At 65.8% G+C, this 18,920-nt stretch carries 20 protein-coding genes, 1 tRNA gene and 1 riboswitch; of the genes, 11 read left to right on the top strand and 10 right to left on the bottom strand.

Features of this window, described 5'->3' with window-relative positions:
* The first annotated feature begins 6 nt into the window (after nt 1-6).
* Nucleotides 7-717 carry a haloacid dehalogenase-like hydrolase gene (locus J2X57_RS06055; protein ID WP_309864892.1) on the top strand — a complete coding sequence of 237 codons (711 nt, stop codon included), beginning with the start codon at nt 7-9 and terminating at the stop codon, nt 715-717.
* 9 nt (nt 718-726) lie between these two features.
* Here J2X57_RS06055 and J2X57_RS06050 read toward each other — a convergent pair whose 3' ends face one another.
* Nucleotides 727-1,473, bottom strand: a complete 747-nt coding sequence (locus J2X57_RS06050; protein ID WP_036109979.1) for a sulfite exporter TauE/SafE family protein — start codon at nt 1,471-1,473, stop codon at nt 727-729.
* Between the two features lie 135 nt (nt 1,474-1,608).
* Between J2X57_RS06050 and J2X57_RS06045 the strand changes: the two genes are divergently transcribed.
* Nucleotides 1,609-2,556, top strand: a complete 948-nt coding sequence (locus J2X57_RS06045) for a helix-turn-helix domain-containing GNAT family N-acetyltransferase (RefSeq protein ID WP_043696160.1) — start codon at nt 1,609-1,611, stop codon at nt 2,554-2,556.
* A 45-nt stretch (nt 2,557-2,601) separates the two neighbouring features.
* Here the strand turns inward: J2X57_RS06045 and crp are convergent, their stop codons facing one another.
* Nucleotides 2,602-3,297, bottom strand: coding sequence for a cAMP-activated global transcriptional regulator CRP (gene crp / locus J2X57_RS06040; RefSeq protein ID WP_036109985.1), 696 nt, complete (start codon nt 3,295-3,297; stop codon nt 2,602-2,604).
* A gap of 336 nt (nt 3,298-3,633) precedes the next feature.
* Here crp and speD point away from each other — a divergent pair, with 336 nt between their 5' ends.
* Nucleotides 3,634-4,419, top strand: a complete 786-nt coding sequence (speD, locus tag J2X57_RS06035) for an adenosylmethionine decarboxylase (RefSeq protein WP_036109987.1) — start codon at nt 3,634-3,636, stop codon at nt 4,417-4,419.
* A gap of 40 nt (nt 4,420-4,459) precedes the next feature.
* Here the strand turns inward: speD and J2X57_RS06030 are convergent, their stop codons facing one another.
* Nucleotides 4,460-5,344 carry a LysR family transcriptional regulator gene (locus tag J2X57_RS06030; RefSeq protein WP_197056647.1) on the bottom strand — a complete coding sequence of 295 codons (885 nt, stop codon included), beginning with the start codon at nt 5,342-5,344 and terminating at the stop codon, nt 4,460-4,462.
* Between the two features lie 141 nt (nt 5,345-5,485).
* On the opposite strand from J2X57_RS06030, the gene J2X57_RS06025 reads away from it, so the two are divergent.
* Nucleotides 5,486-6,358: an aldo/keto reductase family oxidoreductase gene (locus tag J2X57_RS06025; protein ID WP_309864878.1), complete on the top strand. Its 873-nt coding sequence runs from the start codon at nt 5,486-5,488 to the stop codon at nt 6,356-6,358.
* Nucleotides 6,359-6,436: 78 nt separating this feature from the next.
* Here J2X57_RS06025 and coq7 read toward each other — a convergent pair whose 3' ends face one another.
* Entirely contained in the window at nt 6,437-7,078 is a 642-nt protein-coding gene (coq7, locus tag J2X57_RS06020) for a 2-polyprenyl-3-methyl-6-methoxy-1,4-benzoquinone monooxygenase (protein ID WP_036109993.1), read from the bottom strand.
* A gap of 269 nt (nt 7,079-7,347) precedes the next feature.
* Here coq7 and rplM point away from each other — a divergent pair, with 269 nt between their 5' ends.
* From rplM to J2X57_RS06000, 4 genes are all read left to right on the top strand, one after another.
* Complete coding sequence (gene rplM, locus J2X57_RS06015) at nt 7,348-7,776, top strand: 50S ribosomal protein L13 (RefSeq protein WP_036109995.1); 429 nt, start codon at nt 7,348-7,350, stop codon at nt 7,774-7,776.
* Nucleotides 7,777-7,785: 9 nt separating this feature from the next.
* A complete protein-coding gene (gene rpsI, locus J2X57_RS06010; protein WP_036109997.1) occupies nt 7,786-8,178 on the top strand; it encodes a 30S ribosomal protein S9 in 393 nt (130 codons plus the stop codon).
* A 60-nt stretch (nt 8,179-8,238) separates the two neighbouring features.
* Nucleotides 8,239-8,312 (top strand) — tRNA-Gln (locus J2X57_RS06005).
* Between the two features lie 250 nt (nt 8,313-8,562).
* The gene (locus J2X57_RS06000; RefSeq protein WP_309864871.1) at nt 8,563-9,012 is read left to right on the top strand and encodes a hypothetical protein; all 450 of its coding nucleotides are present in this window, start codon (nt 8,563-8,565) and stop codon (nt 9,010-9,012) included.
* 49 nt (nt 9,013-9,061) lie between these two features.
* On the opposite strand, the gene J2X57_RS05995 is transcribed toward J2X57_RS06000, so the two are convergent.
* The gene (locus J2X57_RS05995) at nt 9,062-10,015 is read right to left on the bottom strand and encodes an MASE1 domain-containing protein (RefSeq protein ID WP_309864869.1); all 954 of its coding nucleotides are present in this window, start codon (nt 10,013-10,015) and stop codon (nt 9,062-9,064) included.
* Between the two features lie 182 nt (nt 10,016-10,197).
* Between J2X57_RS05995 and J2X57_RS05990 the strand changes: the two genes are divergently transcribed.
* The 3 genes from J2X57_RS05990 (at nt 10,198) to pnuC (ending at nt 14,257) form a co-directional block, all read left to right on the top strand.
* Nucleotides 10,198-11,331, top strand: a complete 1,134-nt coding sequence (locus J2X57_RS05990; RefSeq protein ID WP_309864868.1) for a phosphotransferase — start codon at nt 10,198-10,200, stop codon at nt 11,329-11,331.
* A gap of 21 nt (nt 11,332-11,352) precedes the next feature.
* Nucleotides 11,353-11,449: riboswitch (TPP riboswitch) on the top strand.
* A 56-nt stretch (nt 11,450-11,505) separates the two neighbouring features.
* On the top strand, nt 11,506-13,686 hold the full coding sequence (locus tag J2X57_RS05985; RefSeq protein ID WP_309864865.1) for a TonB-dependent siderophore receptor: 2,181 nt from the start codon (nt 11,506-11,508) through the stop codon (nt 13,684-13,686).
* A gap of 1 nt (nt 13,687) precedes the next feature.
* The gene (gene pnuC / locus J2X57_RS05980) at nt 13,688-14,257 is read left to right on the top strand and encodes a nicotinamide riboside transporter PnuC (protein ID WP_043698370.1); all 570 of its coding nucleotides are present in this window, start codon (nt 13,688-13,690) and stop codon (nt 14,255-14,257) included.
* A gap of 21 nt (nt 14,258-14,278) precedes the next feature.
* On the opposite strand, the gene pssA is transcribed toward pnuC, so the two are convergent.
* The 5 genes from pssA to J2X57_RS05955 form a co-directional block, all read right to left on the bottom strand.
* The gene (gene pssA / locus J2X57_RS05975) at nt 14,279-14,899 is read right to left on the bottom strand and encodes a CDP-diacylglycerol--serine O-phosphatidyltransferase (protein WP_036110038.1); all 621 of its coding nucleotides are present in this window, start codon (nt 14,897-14,899) and stop codon (nt 14,279-14,281) included.
* Nucleotides 14,900-15,138: 239 nt separating this feature from the next.
* Nucleotides 15,139-16,059, bottom strand: a complete 921-nt coding sequence (locus tag J2X57_RS05970; RefSeq protein ID WP_309864863.1) for a hypothetical protein — start codon at nt 16,057-16,059, stop codon at nt 15,139-15,141.
* A 65-nt stretch (nt 16,060-16,124) separates the two neighbouring features.
* Complete coding sequence (locus J2X57_RS05965; RefSeq protein WP_052191409.1) at nt 16,125-17,207, bottom strand: DNA topoisomerase IB; 1,083 nt, start codon at nt 17,205-17,207, stop codon at nt 16,125-16,127.
* 48 nt (nt 17,208-17,255) lie between these two features.
* Nucleotides 17,256-18,425: a class I SAM-dependent rRNA methyltransferase gene (locus J2X57_RS05960; RefSeq protein WP_043696144.1), complete on the bottom strand. Its 1,170-nt coding sequence runs from the start codon at nt 18,423-18,425 to the stop codon at nt 17,256-17,258.
* Nucleotides 18,426-18,444: 19 nt separating this feature from the next.
* Nucleotides 18,445-18,888, bottom strand: a complete 444-nt coding sequence (locus J2X57_RS05955) for a hypothetical protein (protein WP_036110047.1) — start codon at nt 18,886-18,888, stop codon at nt 18,445-18,447.
* Between the last annotated feature and the right edge of the window lie 32 nt (nt 18,889-18,920).

The following is an 18,920-nucleotide window of genomic DNA, read 5'->3' as shown; positions in this document are numbered from 1 at the left end:
GCCGATATGAATCAGGGGCATGAGGCGGCGGTGTCCGGGGACACCACCGCCGTCGACGCACGTCGCATCGTGCTGTTCGACTTCGACGGTGTGATCGTCCGTCACCAGACGCTCGAACTGTTCTTCCGGGAGCGTCTGTCCGGAATGGGGCGCTGGCGGTTGTTACTCGCCCTTCCCGTGGTCCCTTTCGTGCCACTGCTGCTGCCCACGGTAGCCGGTAGCCGATTCCTGGGCAGGACCTTCCTCCGCGTGGTGACCTTCGGCCGTCGCGAAGCGGCCTATCGTCGGCAGGTCGGCGCGTTTGCGCGTGCCTACGCGCGGCGTCCGGGCGTCTTCCTCCGCGACGCCGTCGCCACGCTGCGGCGGCACGTGGATGCCGGCGACCGGGTGGTCATCGTCAGCGGCAACGACCTGACCTTCGTCGAAGCGATTCTCGATGAGGTCAACCTGACCGGCTACGAGCTGATCGGTTCGACGACGCGTGGCGGTCCGATCGGCGTGCATTTCACCGTCCACAACGTCGAGGGCATGAAGGTCCGAACGCTCGACAAGGCGGGCGTCGCGCGCCCCTGGGCCATTGCATATAGCGATTCCCTGTCCGATCTCGCCCTGCTGCGCGCCGCTGACCGGGCCGTTCTGGTCAATCCGTCGCCGAAGGTCGAGAAGAGGGCGCGTCGCGCTTTGGCCGACAAGCTCGAGGTCGTGCACTGGTTCTGACGGCACGAGTCAGCGAAGGAACCGCGCTCCCAGCTGGAAAAGGCTGATCCCCACGACCAGGCAGCCTACGGCACCCATGACGTAGCGTGGCGGGAGATGCTTTACCAGCCACGCTGCAACCGGCGCGGCGATGACGCCGCCCGTCAGCAGGCCGAGCACGATAGGCCAGTGCTGGATGCCCATGTGGAAGATCAGCGTCGTCGAGATCGCTATCGTGACCACGAACTCGGCGGCATTCACCGTGCCGATCGTTTGCCTGACGGCGCCGCCGCGTGCCAGCAACGTGGAGGTGGCGATCGGGCCCCAGCCGCCACCGCCAATGGCGTCGAGGAGGCCGGCGCAGAAACCAAGCGCTCCCTTGTGGCGAACCCGATGGTGAGACACCCCGCGCCCGGCGGCGCGCAGAAGCACGACCGTGCCCAGGACAAGCAGATAGACGTAGACGAAGGGCTTCAGCATCTCGCCATCCACGCTGGCGAGAAACCAGGCGCCAAGGATGCCGCCGGCCATGCCCGGGATGGCCAGGCGCCGGAACATCTTCCAGTCGACATTGCCGAAGAAGGCGTGCGCACCGCCCGACACGCCGGTGGTGAAGACCTCGGCCGTATGCACGGTCGCACTGGCGACCGCCGGGGGCAGGCCGAGCGCGAGCAGCACGGCATTGGACACCAGCCCATAAGCCATGCCGAGCGCGCCGTCGACCAGCTGTGCCAACAGCCCGACGCCCGCGAATAGGAGGAACTGGCTCCAGTCCATGCCGGTCCGTATCGTGAATGATGGTCTCACCATAACGAATGGGGGCGCCTACCCGACATGAAGAGGGGGTATCGCTTGCGTGCGGCATCCCGCCGCCGCTAGCCTCGCTTCTCGTCCCCACGACATGGATCCCCGATGTACCTCTCGTCCCTGCGCGAACTCGCGCTTGGCAGTCGCCTGAAAGCGCTCAGCGATCACTTCTATCAGGCCGTGGATGAGGTCTACCGGGCCTGCGGTGCCGGCATCGAGTCGCGCTGGTTTCCGGTCCTTCGCTTTCTTCGCGACGTCGGCCCGACCACGGTCACCGACGTCGCCCTGGCGATCGGCCAGACGCACTCCGCCGTCAGTCAACTCGCCGACCGCCTCGTCGATGCCGGTATGGTGGTCCGTCAGCGCGATCCTCAGGACGGGCGCCGCAGTGTGCTGGCACTCACGGACGCGGGCGAGCGCGCGCTGGGGGCTCTTGGCCCGGTATGGCTGGCGATCCGCCGGGGCATGGCGGAGTCGATGGGTCCGCGCGGACTGGCACTGCTCGACGCCATCGACGGTTGCGAGCAGGCGCTGGCGAGCCGTCCCCTCGTCGCGGCGATCCTCGATCAGCGGGCGGCACTGACCCGCGAAGCCGTCCAGGTGGTGCCCTTCGAGCCCGCCCTGAGCGAGCACTTCCGTCGCCTCAACCAGCAATGGCTGGAGCGTTACTTCCGAATCGAGGACGTCGACCGCGCACTGTTTGCCGATCCCGAGGGGATGGTGCTGGCGCAGGGTGGCGCGATCTTCTTCGCGTTGTACGCGGGCGAAGTCGTCGGTACGTGCGCGCTCATCCACGAGGGGGAGGGCGTCTACGAGTTATCGAAGATGGGTGTGGACGAGAATTATCGGGGTCTGGGCGCCGGCCGGGCCTTACTGGACGCGGCGATCGCCGACTATCGCGCCCGCGGGGGCACGGAGTTGTTCCTGGAATCGAACAGCAAACTGACCAAAGCGCTGGGCATGTACCAGCGCGCGGGATTCGTCCTGCAGCCCGCGCTTCGTCCGGGCTCGCACTACGAGCGCGCGGATGTCTACATGGTGTACCAAGGCTAGCCGGGACGGCGGGACGGCCCAAGGCCGGTCCCGCGCACATCGTGGTCAGCGGGTGCCGCGCACCACGATGGTCTTGCCGGCCACGTCGATCATCCGCTCTTCTTCGAGCTGCTTGAGCACGCGGCCGACCATCTCACGGGAGCAACCGACGATGCGGCTGACTTCCTGGCGGGAGATGCGGATCTGCGTCCCGTCGGGATGGGTCATGGCATCCGGCTCCTGGCAGAGATCGAGCAGGGTCCGCGAGACCCGGTTCGTCACGTCCATGAAGGCCATGCGGCTGACCTGGCGCGAGGTGCGCAGCAGGCGGTGGGTCAGCTGGGAGCCGATGGCGAAGAGCAGCTTCGGGCATTCGGCGGACAGCGGTCCCTCGAGCAACTGGAACAGGCGTTCGTAGCTGATCTCGGCCATTTCGACGGCGGTACGGGTGCGAACGAGGGATTCCCGCTGCGCCTGCTCCACGAAGAGGCCCATCTCGCCGATGAACTGGCCCCGGTTGATGTAGGCCAGGATCAGCTCGCGGCCCTCCTCATCCTCGGTGCAGACCGCCAGCGAGCCTTCCACGACGTAATAGAGCGTGTTGGCCGGATCGCCGGGACGGATGATCGCGGTCTTGCCCGGATACCGGCGGCGGTGGCAGGCGTCGAGGAAGCGGCCCATGGCGGCAGGGTCCGGCGCGAAGCTGGTCGGAGCCTGCGAGCGCTCGAAAGCCTGTTGGAGCAGATATTTGAGTTGAGCCACAGCTGATTCCGTTGAGCCTCAATGGCATGGCGTCCCCCAATTTCGTCACGCCGCCGCCGGGATTCCGTCGGGCGACGTCGACTTGCCATGTCCCCGGGGCGATTATTGCAGACAACCGGGTGTCAAAATCCACAAATTAAATCGATCCAGCCCCTGCTGGTTCAAATCCGGGCCATCTTGCCCCATAATTTCACCCCCTCGGCGTCGGGACCCCTTGTCTCACGCCGTACACAAGCGCCGGGCACACTGTCGGCCTGTCGCTTACATCGCTGCGGGGACCCTAGCTGCTAACCCGCGTCTGCTGCTGGCCGTTATTCCCGGCCTCGGAGAGTCGCTGTGGTCAAACCGCTTCCCCGCCTTCGCCTGCAAGGTTTCAACAACCTTACCAAGGCGTTGAGCTTCAATATTTACGACATCTGCTATGCCGTTTCGGAACAGCAGCGTCAGAACTACATCGAGTACATCGATGAGCAGTACGACGCCGACCGCCTGACCCAGATCCTGACGGATGTGGCCGAGATCATCGGCGCCAACATCCTGAATATCGCCCGGCAGGATTACGATCCCCAGGGCGCCTCGGTCACGATCCTCATCTCCGAGGAGCCGGTCGTCGAGAAGCTCGGCCGCGACACCATCTCCGGTGCCGTCGTCGCGCACATGGACAAGAGCCACATCACGGTCCACACCTATCCGGAAACGCATCCGCACAACGGCATCGCGACCTTCCGCGCGGACATCGACGTGGCCACCTGCGGCGTCATCTCGCCGCTGAAGGCGCTGAACTACCTGATCGACAGCTTCGAGTCGGACATCGTCATCGCCGACTACCGCGTCCGCGGCTTCACGCGCGACGTGAAGGGCAAGAAGCACTTCATCGATCACAAGATCAATTCGGTGCAGGATTACCTGGCCAAGCACATCCGTCAGAAGTACGAGATGTTCGACGTCAACGTCTACCAGGAAAACATCTTCCACACGAAGATGCACATCAAGGACTTCGACCTCGACACCTATCTGTTCGAGGCCCAGGCCGACGATCTCTCCTTCAAGGAGCGTCAGCGCATCGAGTCGCTGCTCCGTCGCGAGATCGAGGAACTGTTCCACGGCCGCAACCTGATGTGACCCCGAAGCCCCGCGAAAGCGGGGCTTCCGCTATCCGGCCCTACGCGGTCGCGGCGCTTCTGATGAAGTCGATGAAAGCGCGCAGCGGTGCCGGTACCAGACGCCTGCCCGGGTAGTAGAGGAAGGGGCCCGGAAAGGCCAGCCACCAGTCCTCGAGGACGGGTTCCAGGGCTCCGCTGTCCAGCTGCGGGCGAATCCAGTCCTCGAACAGAAACACGATGCCGGTGCCGGCCACGGCCGCCTCCACGGCGAGGTCGGAGGCGCCGCCCGCGCGGACGATCAGCGGCCCCGTGGGCTCGACCATCACGGTCTCCCCGTCCTTTTCGAATTCCCAGGCGGGCATGTTGCCGCTGGCGAAGCGACCGCGCAGGCAGGCGTGGTCGAGCAGGTCGCGGGGATGGGACGGGCGGCCGTGGCGCGCAAGGTAGGCCGGTGAGGCCGCCGCCGCGTAGCGCTGGACCCGGGGTCCGATCGGCACGGCGATCATGTCCTGCTCGAGCCGTTCGTCATAGCGAATACCCGCATCGCAGCCTTCGGCAAGAACGTCGACGAAGTTTTCGTCGGTCAGGACCTCGAGACGAATGTCGGGATACGCGGCCAGGAAGGGCGGCACGATCGCGGGCAGCGCCAGCCGCGAGGCGCTCATCGGTACGTTGAGACGCAGCGTGCCCGCCGGGCGATCCCGGAAGTGATTGACGACATCCAGCGCGTCGTCGACCTCGGCCAGGGCAGGGGCGAGACGGTCCAGCAGGCCCTTACCCGCGTCGGTGGGAGAGACGCTGCGCGTCGTGCGGTTGAGCAGGCGGACACCGAGCTGAGCCTCCAGCCTGCGGACCGCTTCGCTCAGGGCCGAGGCGCTGCCGCCGCTGAGGCGGGCTCCCTCGCGGAAGCCGCCGGCCGAGGCGACCGTCACAAAGGCGTTCAGATCGGCGAGGTCGGCTTTCACGGGCATATTCCCTGGTCGGGCGCATTGTGCGGATTGCGGTACAAGCCGTCCCGATTGTGCCCGCTTATCGCCTTATCCGGCAGCCCCTACCTTTGTAGCTCACCTTCCAGGAGCTCTCCCATGTCCCCGATCCAGAAGTCCGGCACGTTTCATCTCGGCGATCGTCCCGTCCATCGGCTGGGTTACGGCGCGATGCAGCTCGCGGGCCCGGGTGTGTTCGGTCCCCCGAAAGATCGCGACGCGGCGCTGGCCGTGCTGCGCGCCGCGGTGGAAAGCGGCGTCGACCACATCGACACCAGCGATTTCTACGGCCCGCACGTCACCAATCAGCTGATTCGTGAGGCGCTTCATCCGTACCGCGACGACCTCGTCATCGTGACCAAGATCGGTGCGCGCCGCGACGACAAGGGCGGCTGGCTGCCGGCGTTCTCCGCCGAGGAGCTGACCGGCGCGGTGCACGACAACCTGCGCAACCTCGGTCTCGACGTGCTCGACGTGGTCAATCTGCGTGTGATGTTCGATACGCACGGCCCGGCCGAGGGATCGATCGCCGGCATGGTCGAGGCGGTCGCCGAACTGCAGCGGAAAGGGCTCGTGCGGCACATCGGCCTCAGCAACGTGACGCCGGCGCAGGTGGCGGAGGGTCGTGGCATCTGCGACATCGTCTGCGTGCAGAACATGTACAACCTCGCGAAGCGGAACGACGACGCGTTCGTCGACGCACTGGCGAAGGATGGCATCGCCTATGTGCCGTTCTTCCCGCTGGGTGGTTTCAGTCCACTGCAGTCGGACACGCTCAACGAGATCGCGACACGCCTCGACGCGACACCGATGCAGGTCGCGCTCGCGTGGTTGCTGCACCGCTCGCCCAACATCCTGCTGATCCCGGGTACGTCGTCCGTAGCCCACCTTCGTGAGAACCTCGCCGCCGGCGATCTCGTCCTTAGCGATGAGGTGTTGGGTGAACTCGACAGCGTGGGCAAGGCGGCCTGACGCGCCATCACCCGTCCGAAAATAGGAAGGCCCGCACATGCGGGCCTTCTCGTAGGGATCGTCGAACCGCTCTCGCCTTCAGAAGCGATAAGCGACCGTCTTCATCACCGCGGATGCCGCGTGCATGAGGCCGGGAACCGGCCAGGGCAGGTCGATGCCACCGCGTGCCTGCGCCGCATCCGCGTGACGAATTTCATCGGCCTGCATTTGCGTGAGGATGGCGCGCGAACGATCGTCCTGCGCGGGCAGTCGTTCGAGATGCTCGGCCAGATGCGCTTCCACCTGGCGCTCCGTCTCGACCACGAAGCCGAGACTGATCGGATCGCCGATGGCGGCCGCGGCGACGCCGATGGCGTAGCTTCCCGCATACCACAGCGGATTGAGAAGGCTGGGGCGGCTGTCGAGCTGCTTCAGTCGCTCGGCGCACCAGGCGAGATGGTCGGTCTCTTCCTGCGCGGCATGCATCAGGTGCGCTCGCGTTTCTTCGGTGCGGGCCAGGGCGGCCTGGCCGACATAGAGCGCCTGCGCGCAGACTTCGCCGACGTGATTGATCCGCATGAGTCCCGCGGCGTGGCGGCGTTCCGCGTCGGTCATCGGCGCGTCCGCTATCGCATCGCCGGGCGATCGCCGGACGGCCTCCGGCGAGCCCGCGACGGCTTCCATGGCGCGCTCCACGCCAGCCAGCAAACGGTCGAAAGGACTGAGGGTGCGAACGGACATGGAAGAAACTCCTGACGAACGGGGATGACACACGTTACAATGCTCGGCTCCCGGAGAAAGGTGAAGTTGCTGCGGCTGCTTGTCGCGCACGTCGGCCTCGTCATCCGGGAGGCTTGTGAAACGGCCCGGTCATCATGTTATGATTGTCGGCCCGAAGCTCACCTGCACGGTGGGCTTGCGCGATGAGGGAAAAGTCAGCTATTCTCTCGCGCCTTTGCTTTCACCGATTCCGTGTTCCGCCCTGCAAGGCGGCAAACCAGGTATTTGAAATGAAAACGTTCACCGCCAAGCCGGAAAGCGTCAAGCGTGATTGGTTCGTGGTTGATGCCACGAACAAGACGCTCGGTCGTCTGTCGACCGAGATCGCGCGTCGCCTCCGCGGCAAGCACAAGCCCGAGTTCACCCCCCACGTCGATACCGGCGATTACATCGTGGTGATCAACGCCGAGAAGGTGGCTGTGACCGGTGCCAAGCTGGACGACAAGATGTACCACCGCTTCACCGGCTACGTCGGCAACCTGAAGACCACGAGTCTCAAGGATCTGCTCGCCACGCATCCGGAGCGAGTCATCGAAATCGCCGTCAAGGGCATGCTTCCGAAGAACCCGCTGGGTCGCGCTATGTACCGTAAGCTCAAGGTATACGGCGGCGCCGAGCATCCGCATACCGCTCAGCTGCCCCAGGCGCTGGAAATCTAAGGAACTATGATGGCTATCCAGCAGAATTACGGTACCGGCCGCCGCAAGACCTCCGCCGCCCGCGTGTTCCTTCGCAAGGGCACCGGTGGCATCGTGGTCAACGGTAAGCCGCTCGACCAGTTCTTCGGCCGCGAGACCTCGCGCATGATCGTGCGTCAGCCGCTCGAACTGACCGAAAATGTCGAAAAGTTTGATATCATGGTCACCGTTGCTGGTGGCGGCATCACGGGTCAGGCCGGCGCCATCCGCCTCGGCATCGCCCGCGCCCTCGTCGAATACGACGAAGCGCTGAAGTCGCCGCTGCGTAAGGCCGGTTTCATGACGCGCGACGCTCGTGAAGTCGAGCGTAAGAAGGTCGGTCTCCACAAGGCCCGCCGCGCAACGCAGTTCTCGAAGCGCTAATTGGTTTAGTGCTTCAAAGTTCGACGCTTCAAGGTCAGAGCGCGTCGAAACCCGGTTTATTGGGAGATCGTCTAACGGTAGGACCGCAGCCTCTGACGCTGCTTATCTAGGTTCGAATCCTAGTCTCCCAGCCACCACTGAAAAGCCCCCGAGAAATCGGGGGCTTTTCTTTTTCTGCGTGCGTGATCCTCACGATGGTGAACCCCAGGCGTGCCAGGGAGCCCGGCGACGGTACAGCTGTGAGCGTAATCGGCAGCCGCCCGACAGGGGCCTCTGGCGATGGGCGAAAGTGGATAAATCGGTCATGGCACTACCCTGACCGAGTCGCAGGATCTGACGCGCACAGCGTCCAGACTTGCTCCACACAGCCCAGGAGGATCCACCATGCGTAGCTTTGCCCGCTCCACGCTCGCCTGCCTCGTCGTCGCTTCGTTCGGCCTCGGCGCCGCTCACGCCCAGACCGCTCTGTCGGGGCTGGGTCAATCCTGGCCGAACACGACCGATGTCAGCGCCAGCCCCAACTACCACGTCTATGTCTTCCAGCGCGGAACGACCCGGTATATCCAGGTCAACGACGCGAGCGGGAAGGTGCGCGGTGCGGTCGCCCGCACGCCTTACGCGCTGGTGGGTACGCCGGTCGGTTCCGACGCGGCCGGCGTCTCCACGCCGGACGAACCGTTGAACACCCCGGCCAGTGGCACGTCGGAGACCGTCTATAACGACGGCACGGTCGAGGTGAAGGCCGCCACTCAGCCGGATGGGACCGTGCGTATTACGGCTCGCCTTGCCGGCGAATGCCCCACGGTGCGCGACTGCAATGGTCACGGTCCGTGATCGAGCATGAGGGAAAGACCGGGGCGTCGTTCCGCCTGGGACCTTTCGGTCAGCGCTGACTGGGTTCCCGGCAGGCGCCTTTCAGTACCACCGGGTGGCTCGCCGCGATGCGGCGAGCCACTCGTACACCGAACAGGAGGGACGTGAAGATCACCAGCGACAGCACGACCTGCGCCTGGATCATCAGCGGCTCCGTCAGGAACGACGATGTCGATGCGAGAGCGATGCTCGCGAGCATGCCGGCCACCGCGCTGCCGTGCCAGCCGTGCCGCCAGGTCAGCAGGATGACGGGAACCGCCATCGCCATGCGCACGCTCTGCAGCGCGGCGGTGCCTTCGACCACCTGTGACGCGAGGAAGATCAGGATCGCGAGCGAGGGTACGACGATCAGCAGCGTATCGCGTGCCAGCGGGCTGGACCGCACGGCTTGCCAGGTGACGATGCCACCGGGCAGGGCAGCCATGCGCTCGCGCATCGCCATGATGGTCGGCGTCAGCGTAAGCGCGCCCAGGTATTGACCCAGGAAATAAATCAGAAAGTCCTGTACTTCGACCACGGGATTGGGCGAGCCATCGCCCATCTGCACGATCGACAGCGTAAAGGTGCTGGCACCGCCGCCAATGAGGGCGCAGGCAAGCGTCGCCACCATGATCATGTTCATGTTGATCTGGCCGTCGGCGCGACGCAGGTCCGCATGACGCCGGATCCACATCACTGCGGGCATGCACAGGCCGATCGTCGGGATCGAGACGAGACAGGCCCAGAGCACGCCGAACGCATGCGCATGCAGCGCGGCCATTTCAGCGACGGGCAGGGTTTCGCCGACCGCGAGCGCGGGCCAGAAGCGACGGGGAACAAGCAGCAGGCAGGCCAGGCGCAGGCCGGCAGGAAGCATCCAGTGCGAAAATGAAAAGTTGCGCGTGAGCTCGTAGCAGGCGGCATACGCGCCCGCGACGGCGACATAGCGCCCCCAGACTAACGGATCCTTGTTCAGTGCACGCACATTCGACCCCTTCTGCCTTCCGGGTGGCCGATCGGAGCAGTCGGTAGCGACGCTTTCCGCGATCGGCATGCCTAGTTTGAAGGGTTATCGGCCCGCTCGCCATCGAATAAACGGCGAATTGGTAAATTTGCCGTTTCCGCGCGCGGGTGAGGCGGGCATGGCGGGTCCGATACACTGGCGGAATGAGCGACGAAGTCCACCTTTCTCACGGCCTCGCGGGCGACCAGCAGGCACCGGACTGGCCGCCGCTGACGGAAGACGAGGTGGCATCCCTGCTCGACGGCTACCCTTCGTTGAAGGGGCCGTACGCCATCGTCTGGCACAGTCCCCGCCCGCTGTCGGCGGCGGCACGTGTCAGCACCTCGGCCGGCGAGGTCTTCGTCAAACGGCACCACATGAGTCTGCGCGACGAGCGGACGCTGGCCGAAGAACATCGCTTCGCGACGCACCTGCGGGCCGGCGGTATCCCCGTCCCGCACATCTTCGCTGATGCGGCCGGCCGCTCCTCGGTGTCCAGGGGCGACTGGGTCTACGAAGTGCATCGCTCCGCGACCGGGAACGATATCTACCGCGATGCGTTTTCGTGGTCGCCCGCGGGCGGCGCCGCGCACGCGCATGCCGCGGGTGCGATGCTCGCGCGGCTGCACCTTGCGGCGGAAGGCTACGATGCGCCGCAGCGGGGGACCCACCTGCTGGTCGCCCGAGCCGAGATGCTCTCGGCAGCTGACCCCGTCGCGGTACTGGCCGGACAGATGCCCGGACGCCCGGCGCTCGCCGCCTATCTGAGCGAGCGCGACTGGCGGGACGAGGTGGGTACGGTTCTCGGCCCTTGGACGCAGGCTGCGGCCCTGGCCGTAGCGCGACAAACGCCTTTGTGGACTCACGGCGACTGGCACGTCTCCAATCTCTGCTGGAGCGACGCGAGCGATGCGGGACGAATCACCGACGTGCTGGACTTCGGCCTGTCCGCGCGTACGTTCGCACTGTTCGACCTGGCTACGGCGATCGAGCGGAACGCCATCGCGTGGCTCGACATCGAACGGGGCGGGATTGCCCGTATCGATCTGGCTCTCGGCCTGCTCGACGGCTATCGGTCCGTCCGGCCGTTCGATCCGGCGGACCTGGCCGCGCTTGCCGACGTCCTGCCTGTCGTCCACGTGGATTTCGCGCTGTCCGAAGTGGAGTATTTCGAAGGCATCACGCGGCGCCGCGATCACGCCGACGTGGCCTATCGGACCTTCCTGCTGGGCCATGCCTGCTGGTTCGCCGGGACCGAAGGGCAGGGACTGCTCGACGCCCTCCGTCACGCGCGCTGACATTTCGTGCTTCAATAGGCGTTCTAGAAGCGGGGGTGCCCGGCATACGCCGGGCTGAGAGAGTCCCTTGGAACCTGACCCGGTTAGTACCGGCGTAGGGAGCTTGCAGAACCACAAACGCCCTGTCGGGCGGCGTGGTTCGCCGTCGCTTCGTCCGTGAACCCGAAGACGACGATGACTCTTGCCCGTACCCCACTCGCCCTGGCCCTGCTCGCCCTTGCTCCGCTGGCCCAGGCCTCGGACGACCATGCCGCCCCGCAGCAGGCCCGCACCCTGCCGACCATCGACGTGCACGCGTCGGCGACCGACGGCTACCACGCCGCGGACTCGCAGCTGGACACCTTCGGCAGCTTCGGCAGCGCGGCGCTGCACGACACGCCGGCCGCCATCACTGTGATCACCCGCGCACAGATCGACGATCGCCAGCCGCGCACGCTCAGCGAGCTGGTGCGCGGAGACGCGGCGATCAACGACAACTACGCGCCGGCGGGTTACTACCAGGACGTATCCATCCGCGGGTTTCCGCTGGATCTCGCGACAGGCTTTCGCTTCAACGGCATGATGATGTCCGCGGAGCAGCTGCAGGCGCTGGAGGGTAAGGAGCGCATCGAAGTGCTGAAGGGTCTCGGCGGTCTCGAAGCGGGCGTGGTCGAGCCGGGTGGCCTGGTCAATTACGTCAGCAAGCGTCCAGCCGAGGTGCACAACCTCACGCTGGGCACCGACTCGCATGGCTCGAGCTACGAAGCGCTCGACCTTGGCACATGGTTTACCCCGTCGTTCGGCGTGCGGGTGAATGCCGCCAACGAAAAGACGCACGGCGCCATCGAACACACCGACGGGCGTCGCAGCTTTTTGTCGATCGGCGCCGACTGGAAAATCAACGAACAGGCGACCTTGCTCCTCGATACCGACTACCAGACAAGCGGTGGCAATTCCGCATCGGGTTATCAGCTGCTCGGTGGAACGTCGATTCCGGCGCACCCGAGTCGCACCCGACTGCTCGGCTACCAGCCCTGGCAGCGACCGGTAGGTATCCATTCGAGCAACACGTCGCTCCGCTTCAACTACCGCTTCAGCGACACATGGAACGCGCAGGTGTCGGCGGGTCACAGTCATACGGTAATCGACGACAACGTCGCTTTCGCCTATGGGTGCTTCTACGCCGAGTCGTGCGCATCGGGTGCCACACCCGGTTACTTCTTCGCACCGAACGGTGACTACGACGTCTATGACTACCGCAGCCCCGACGACACGCGTCAGAACGACGAGGTGCGTGGCGTGGTCACGGGCAGCTTCGCCACCGGTGCGCTCGATCACGAGATCAACCTCGGCGCCAGTGCTTTCCGTCGCACGGTCGACCAGCGCCCTTACGTCTACGACTATGTCGGCACGGCGAACATCGATGATCGCGTCGTGCCCGTTTTCGACCCGTCGCCGAACCAGCCCGGCGCGTCCGTGCGTCGCCTGACCAGCTGGCAGCGCACGTTGTTCGCGATCGATCGCATCCACATGGGTGAGCAGTGGCAGGTTCTGGCCGGCGCGCGTCTGGTCAAGCTGGACGAGCGCGCCTACGACGACACCGGCGCACTCGAGCGCGATACACGCGAGACGAAGACGCTGCCGCAGGCAGCGGTGTTGTGGCAGCCGACGACGCCGCTGACGACGTACCTGAGTTACGGCGAAGGCATCTCGCTCGGTCGCGAAGCGCCTTACTGGACCTCCAACGGCGGCACGACGCTCGCACCGCTGCATTCGCGCCAGGTCGAGGCGGGCGTGAAATATGCCGTGAGCGATGTGCTCGACCTGCAGGTCGCCTTGTATCGCATCCGCCAGTCGTATCAGTTCGCTCGTCCGGATGACACGGCGGAAGGCTTCACTTTTGTCCAGCAGGGACAGGAGGTGCATACGGGCATCGAGTTGAATCTGGCCGGGCAGGTTACCGACCGGCTGCGCATTACGGCGAGTGGCAATGCGATCCGCGCGCGTGCGGAGAATACCGGTGCGCCGTCTTATGAAGATCACCAGGTGGTCAACGTGCCACGCTGGCGCACCGCCGTGTACGCCGACTACAGCTTGCCCTTCGTTCAGGGGCTTGCCGTGCTGGGCGGCTGGCGTTACGCGAGCAGCAACGTGGCGACGCCGGACGGCGCCACGCGCGTGCCCGGCTACCATGTGTTCGATGCCGGGCTTCGTTACGCGACCACGGTGAGCGGCCATGCGATGACATGGCGTCTGAATGTCGATAACGTCTTCAATCGCTTCTACTGGCGCGACACGGGGACCTCGGGCGGCGACGCCTACCTGTTCCCCGGCATGCCGCGCCTGGCCCGTCTCTCGGTGACCTATGAACTTTGAGCTGTCGTGGTTCGAACTGGCGGCCGCGCTGGTGAGCGCGGCCGCCGTGTGGCTCACGGCGCGACGCAGTCCGTGGTGCTGGCCGGTGGGGCTGGTTTCCGTCATCGCCTACGCGTGGATCTTCGTCGACGCCAGGCTCTATTCCGACACGCTGCTGCAGATCGCTTTCGCCCTGTTGATCCTCTACGGCTGGCATCGCTGGCGACGCAATCTGGATGGGAGCGGTCACGTCCGCGTCGCCGATCTGGATGGTCGGAGTGCGTTTACACATCTCGCGGTCGGCGCGGGGGCGGCACTGGCCCTCGGTTACGCGATGCATCGCTGGACCGACGCCTCCTTGCCGTGGCTTGATGCCGGGCTCACCGCGTTCAGCCTCGTCGCGCAATGGTGGCAGGCAAGACGACACGTCGCCGCGTGGTGGCTCTGGATCGTCGTCGACGTGCTCTACGTCGGTGAATACGTCTACAAGGCACTGCCGGTCACGGCCGTGCTGTACGCGGGATTCGTGGTGCTGGCGGTGATCGGCCTGCGCGCATGGCGCCGTGAACCGGCGCGGCCGGTCACGGCCTGAGCAGGATCGGCGCCTGCCCGGTCAGAGCTTCGGAATGCGGATGCGGCTGACCATCAGTGCTCCGGAGACCGCGAACATCAGGGCCAGCGGATGCAGGCCCAGCGTGGCGATCTGGACGCTACCGAGCCACATCCGTTCGTGCAGGGCGCCGGTGGCCGCCGCGGCGCAGAGCACCGCGACGAGGACAATCGAGGTCGGAATGGGTGTGCCCTCGAAGTGCGTCACCTTGCCCTCCTCGTTGGCGTGCGCTTCGGCGGTGACGTTGTATCGGGCCAGGCGGGACACGCCGCAACAGACGAACATCAGCAGGATGGCGCGGTCCAGTCCGCCCTGCATACCGCAGCCGTAGCCGATGACGGCGGGGGCGACGCCGAACGAGATGACGTCCGCCAGCGAGTCCAGTTCGCGACCCATGAGCGACGCGCGCTGGCGCCAGCGCGCGATCCGTCCGTCGAGTACGTCGAAAATAAGCGCCAGCAGCACCAGGCCGGAGGCCATGTAGAGGTGCCAGACGCCACCTTCCTGCAGGTAGGTCATGGTCGAGAACAAGGCGCCCACGCCGCTGGCGGCGTTGCCCAGCGTGAACCAGTCGGCCAGCGCGAAGTCGCGGATCATGGAAAACGGTCGCGGTTTCGTGGTCATCGGCTCGCTCGGCGGGGTGAAGACGACAGTTTACAAGGCACGACAGTCGGGGCGACGTGGAGAGGCGGTCGCTTGCGATCCGCGCGATTTTTCAGAATTCTTCTATATGCCAAAGCGGCAACGACCGTCATGCTGTCTGTGTCGCCGCCGGTGGCGGGTCGGCTCAAGGATTTGAGAACGACTCGCCACGGTGACCGACAGCGGCCGGGCGTGGGACGCGTCCCGGCCGCTTCTTCCGATCAGTGTCGCGGCGCGGCACCCCAGTCCTCGGGCCCGAAGCGTAAGTGCAGCACCGCGCGCACACTGTCGTCACCCGGCGGCTTGTAGTTGAGTGACGTGCAGCCCGTGGCGAGCTGCCGACGCGCGGCAACCGCCATCGCCCTAGTCATCTGCGTGGCGTACGTGGCACCACCCGCCTTCGACATGCTGATGGCGATGCCGAAACCGTCCGGGCTCACGCTGTCGGTGAAATCCGCCGGGGCGGTCTGCCCGCTAGGCAGCGCCATGATGTCCATCTTCTTGCCGCAGCCGCCCACACTGACGATATCGACGCCGTCGAGCAGGTTGCCGATGAACTTGTCGGCGCGCTCGGCCAGGGAATCGACCGCCTCCACCGTCGTGCTCAGGCGAATCTTCACGAAGTACAGCTTGCGATAGAACAGGTAGGCGCGCGAGGTCAGCATGTCCTGCTGCGCATCGAACACGATCGGCAGGAACCGCCCCTCGAGTTTCTTCCCACCCGCCAGCGACGCCGTATAGGGAGCCTCGTCTCCCCACCACACGTTGCGGTAGATCTGCTGGCGCTCGGCGAAGTCGACCGATTCGCGGAAGTCGTCCGCGGCCTGTTTCAGCATCTTCGACGCATCGCCTTCGCCGGCGGGGTAGATGAACACGTCGGCGATGATCCAGTCCGCGCCATCGATGTGATAGCGCAGCGAGACGCCGGCGGCGATGTCACCTTCATCCGCGTAGTTCTTCACCGCCGCGAGCGTCGCGCCTGGGAGTCGTTTCGGCGCGACGATCCACGTGTCGTCGACGACGCCACGGTGGCTCTGCGCATCGGGGAGAGCGAAAGGGGGCGCGGCGGGCGCCTCCTGGGCCAGCGCACCGGACACGGTCGCCAGACCGAACATGACGGGAAACACCTTCCACCGCGACATCGTCAAACCAACCTCTGGAAAATGGAACGCGAACCCCGTGTGCGCACTATAGCCATCCGCATGCGTCAGCGGGAGCGGGCGGACGCACGAAGGCGCCGTCGCAGAAAAGCCAGGGTCAGTGCTTCCAACTTGCGCGGCGCATGGAGGCCGGTAGGTGGCACATGCCGATGGAGCTCGCCGACGAGCCACCCCTCGAACACCTCGGGGTGAATGTAAGACGCGCGGCAGACCGCAGGCGTATTGCCGAGCACGGCGGCCACCTCTTTCACGGCGCCCGCCAGCGTCGTGCGCAGGGCCGCCTGACCGCCCTTGTCCGGTAGCGGCGTTGCCGCCAGCGTGGCGACCGCATGCACGGTACCGCCCCAGGTACGGAAATCCTTGGCGGTGAATTCCCCGCCCGTCACCCTGCGCAGGTAGTCGTTGACCATGCCGGAATCCACCGGCTGCCGGTTGCCCTCGTCGTCGAGGTACTGAAAGACGCGCTGGCCGGGCAGCTCCTGCACGCGGCGCACGATCTTCACCAGCCGACGGTCGTCCAGCTCCACGTCGCGCCACTGGCCACTCTTGCCGCGGAAGTGGAACTCGATGCGCCCCTTATGGACGGCTACATGCCGCGAGCGAAGGGTGGTCAGGCCGAACGAGTTGTTCTGTTTCGCGTAGGTATCGTTGCCCACGCGGATCATCGTTTCCTCGAGCAGGCTGACGATCAGGGCAAGCACCTTGTCGCGTGGCAACCCCGGCAGGGCCAGGTCCTTGCTAAGGCGACGTCGCAGGGCGGGCAGCACCTTGCCGAACTCGAGGACACGTTCGAACTTGCCGCGATCGCGGACGTTGCGCCACTTCGCGTGATAGCGGTACTGCTTGCGTTCGCGGGCGTCGCGTCCGGTGGCTTGCAGATGGCCGCGTTCGTTCGGGCAGATCCAGACGCGGGTGTACGCCGGGGGGATGGCCAGGGCACGGATCCTGGCAAGCACATCCTCGTCGGTGATCCGCTTGCCTTCGGCGTCGAGGTAGGAAAACGCCCGCCCGCGCTTGCATCGGGTGATGCCCGCGTCGGTGTCGCAGACATACACCAGGCCCGCCGCTTTCGCGTGGGCCTGTTCGGCGGTGACGACCACGAGGGCGTCGGTGGGCGGCTTCCTGGACATGGCCCGGAGTGTGGGCCAGCGGGCGATCAAGGCCCGGTGAACGCCTCGTCAGCCGACGCGGCAGAACACCGCCTTGAGGTAGCGGTTCTCGGGCACGTTGCTGGCCACGGGATGGTCCGCGCCGGCACCGTCGACGTGAAGGACCTGCAGTTCGCGGCCCGCGTTGAGGGCGACACGGCGGATCATCTCGAGGAAATCGTCCTCGCCGACCAGGCCCGTGCACGAGCAGGTCAGCAGGATGCCGCCCGGTGCGAGCACGTCGAGCGCCGTGCGGTTCATCGCGAAGTACTTCTTCAGCGCGTTGATGACCTGGTTGCGGTCGCGGGTGAGCTTGGGCGGATCGAGCACGATCGCGTCCCAGGTGTCGCCACGGTCGATCGCGGCGCGCAGCCATTCGAAGACGTCGCCCTGTTCGAACGTGGCCTCGACGCCGTTCATGCGCGCATTCTCACGGGCGACCTCGAGGATGGCGGCGTCCGCGTCCACGCCGGTGGCCTCGCGGGCGCCGGCCTTCATCGCGTGCACGGCGAAGCCGCCGGCGTTGCAGCACAGATCGAGCACGCGGCGGCCACGCGCCAGCTGCGCGAAGCGGCGACGGTTGTCGCGCTGGTCCGCGAAGAAGCCGGTCTTGTGACCCAGGCCCGGCGCCGCATGGAAGGACAGGCCGTGTTCGTGCACATCGACCGCGGTCGGCGGCTCGTTGGAGCGGACGTCGAAGGACTCCTGGCGCTGCACGTGCTGCTCGGCGAACCAGTACAGCGAGGCGCCCGGGAAGTGCTTCTGCAGTTCGGCGTGGATGGCGTCGCGGAAGCGCCACATGCCGGCGGCGAAATACTCGACCACCAGGTGATTGGCGTAACGGTCGACGACGAGGCCGGAAAGGCCGTCGCCTTCGCTGTGCACGACACGCCAGGCGTCGCTGACCTCGTCCAGACGGAGCAGTTCGCGGCGCAGTTCGACGGCGCGCGCGATGCGGGCGGCAATCCAGCCCTCGTCGATCGACTGGTCCGCGTCGGTGGTGAGCAGGCGCAGGGCCACGCGGGCGTGGCCATTCCAGAAACCCCGCCCAATAAAGCGACCCCGGGCATCGTGTACCTCGACGACGGTGCCGGGGGGCAGGCGGTCGTCGGGTTTGACGATCTGGGCCGACCAGACCCACGGATGGCCGGGGACGCGGTCGTTTTTGAGGCGGATGACGGGCAGGGCTGGCGTATTCATCCGCCCATGATACCGGGGCTCAGCGGCCGAAGCGCAGCACCAGCCAGGAAACGAGGGCCAGCAGGTTGATTCCCAGATGCGCGGCAGACGGGCCGCCGAGGGCGAGCAACCAGCCATGCTCCGCGATCGCCCAGTCGAAGCCCAGGTGCGGCGAGCGCTGCAGGGTGACCGAGAGATTGGCGAAGGCGCCGCTGGACAGCGCATAGCTGAACATCGGGGTGGCGATCAGCGGGGCCTGGAGGAACTGGGCCCAGATCGACATCTGCGTGCCGCGACCGTCGTTACTTGCCAGCAGAACGCCGGCGACGAGGATGAAGCCGAAAAGCAGCACGCCCAGTACGGCAACGATGGCATCGACACCGCTGAAGCGTCCGTTGAGCAGACGCTCGAACTGATGGACCAGACCGAACAGGCCGCCGGCGATTTCGAACACGGCGATGATGCGGGTGAAGAAAGAATTCAAAGCGGTCTCCACGAGAAAGCGAAAAGATGTGA

Source organism: Luteibacter sp. 1214 (assembly GCF_031455395.1).
Classification (GTDB): domain Bacteria; phylum Pseudomonadota; class Gammaproteobacteria; order Xanthomonadales; family Rhodanobacteraceae; genus Luteibacter; species Luteibacter mycovicinus.
This window is presented reverse-complemented; position numbering and strand designations above follow the sequence as displayed.

Excerpts from the sequence above, each read along its gene's own strand:
- J2X57_RS05965 (WP_052191409.1), bottom strand. The coding sequence starts at position 17,207 with ATGTCCAGGAAGCCGCCCACCGACGCCCTCGTGGTCGTCACCGCCGAA.
- J2X57_RS05985 (WP_309864865.1), top strand. The coding sequence starts at position 11,506 with ATGACTCTTGCCCGTACCCCACTCGCCCTGGCCCTGCTCGCCCTTGCT.
- coq7 (WP_036109993.1), bottom strand. The coding sequence starts at position 7,078 with ATGTCCGTTCGCACCCTCAGTCCTTTCGACCGTTTGCTGGCTGGCGTG.
- rpsI (WP_036109997.1), top strand. The coding sequence starts at position 7,786 with ATGGCTATCCAGCAGAATTACGGTACCGGCCGCCGCAAGACCTCCGCC.
- rplM (WP_036109995.1), top strand. The coding sequence starts at position 7,348 with ATGAAAACGTTCACCGCCAAGCCGGAAAGCGTCAAGCGTGATTGGTTC.
- J2X57_RS05990 (WP_309864868.1), top strand. The coding sequence starts at position 10,198 with ATGAGCGACGAAGTCCACCTTTCTCACGGCCTCGCGGGCGACCAGCAG.
- J2X57_RS06055 (WP_309864892.1), top strand. The coding sequence starts at position 7 with ATGAATCAGGGGCATGAGGCGGCGGTGTCCGGGGACACCACCGCCGTC.
- J2X57_RS06050 (WP_036109979.1), bottom strand. The coding sequence starts at position 1,473 with ATGGACTGGAGCCAGTTCCTCCTATTCGCGGGCGTCGGGCTGTTGGCA.
- J2X57_RS05960 (WP_043696144.1), bottom strand. The coding sequence starts at position 18,425 with ATGAATACGCCAGCCCTGCCCGTCATCCGCCTCAAAAACGACCGCGTC.
- J2X57_RS06000 (WP_309864871.1), top strand. The coding sequence starts at position 8,563 with ATGCGTAGCTTTGCCCGCTCCACGCTCGCCTGCCTCGTCGTCGCTTCG.
- pssA (WP_036110038.1), bottom strand. The coding sequence starts at position 14,899 with ATGACCACGAAACCGCGACCGTTTTCCATGATCCGCGACTTCGCGCTG.
- J2X57_RS06045 (WP_043696160.1), top strand. The coding sequence starts at position 1,609 with ATGTACCTCTCGTCCCTGCGCGAACTCGCGCTTGGCAGTCGCCTGAAA.
- J2X57_RS05970 (WP_309864863.1), bottom strand. The coding sequence starts at position 16,059 with ATGTCGCGGTGGAAGGTGTTTCCCGTCATGTTCGGTCTGGCGACCGTG.
- J2X57_RS06025 (WP_309864878.1), top strand. The coding sequence starts at position 5,486 with ATGTCCCCGATCCAGAAGTCCGGCACGTTTCATCTCGGCGATCGTCCC.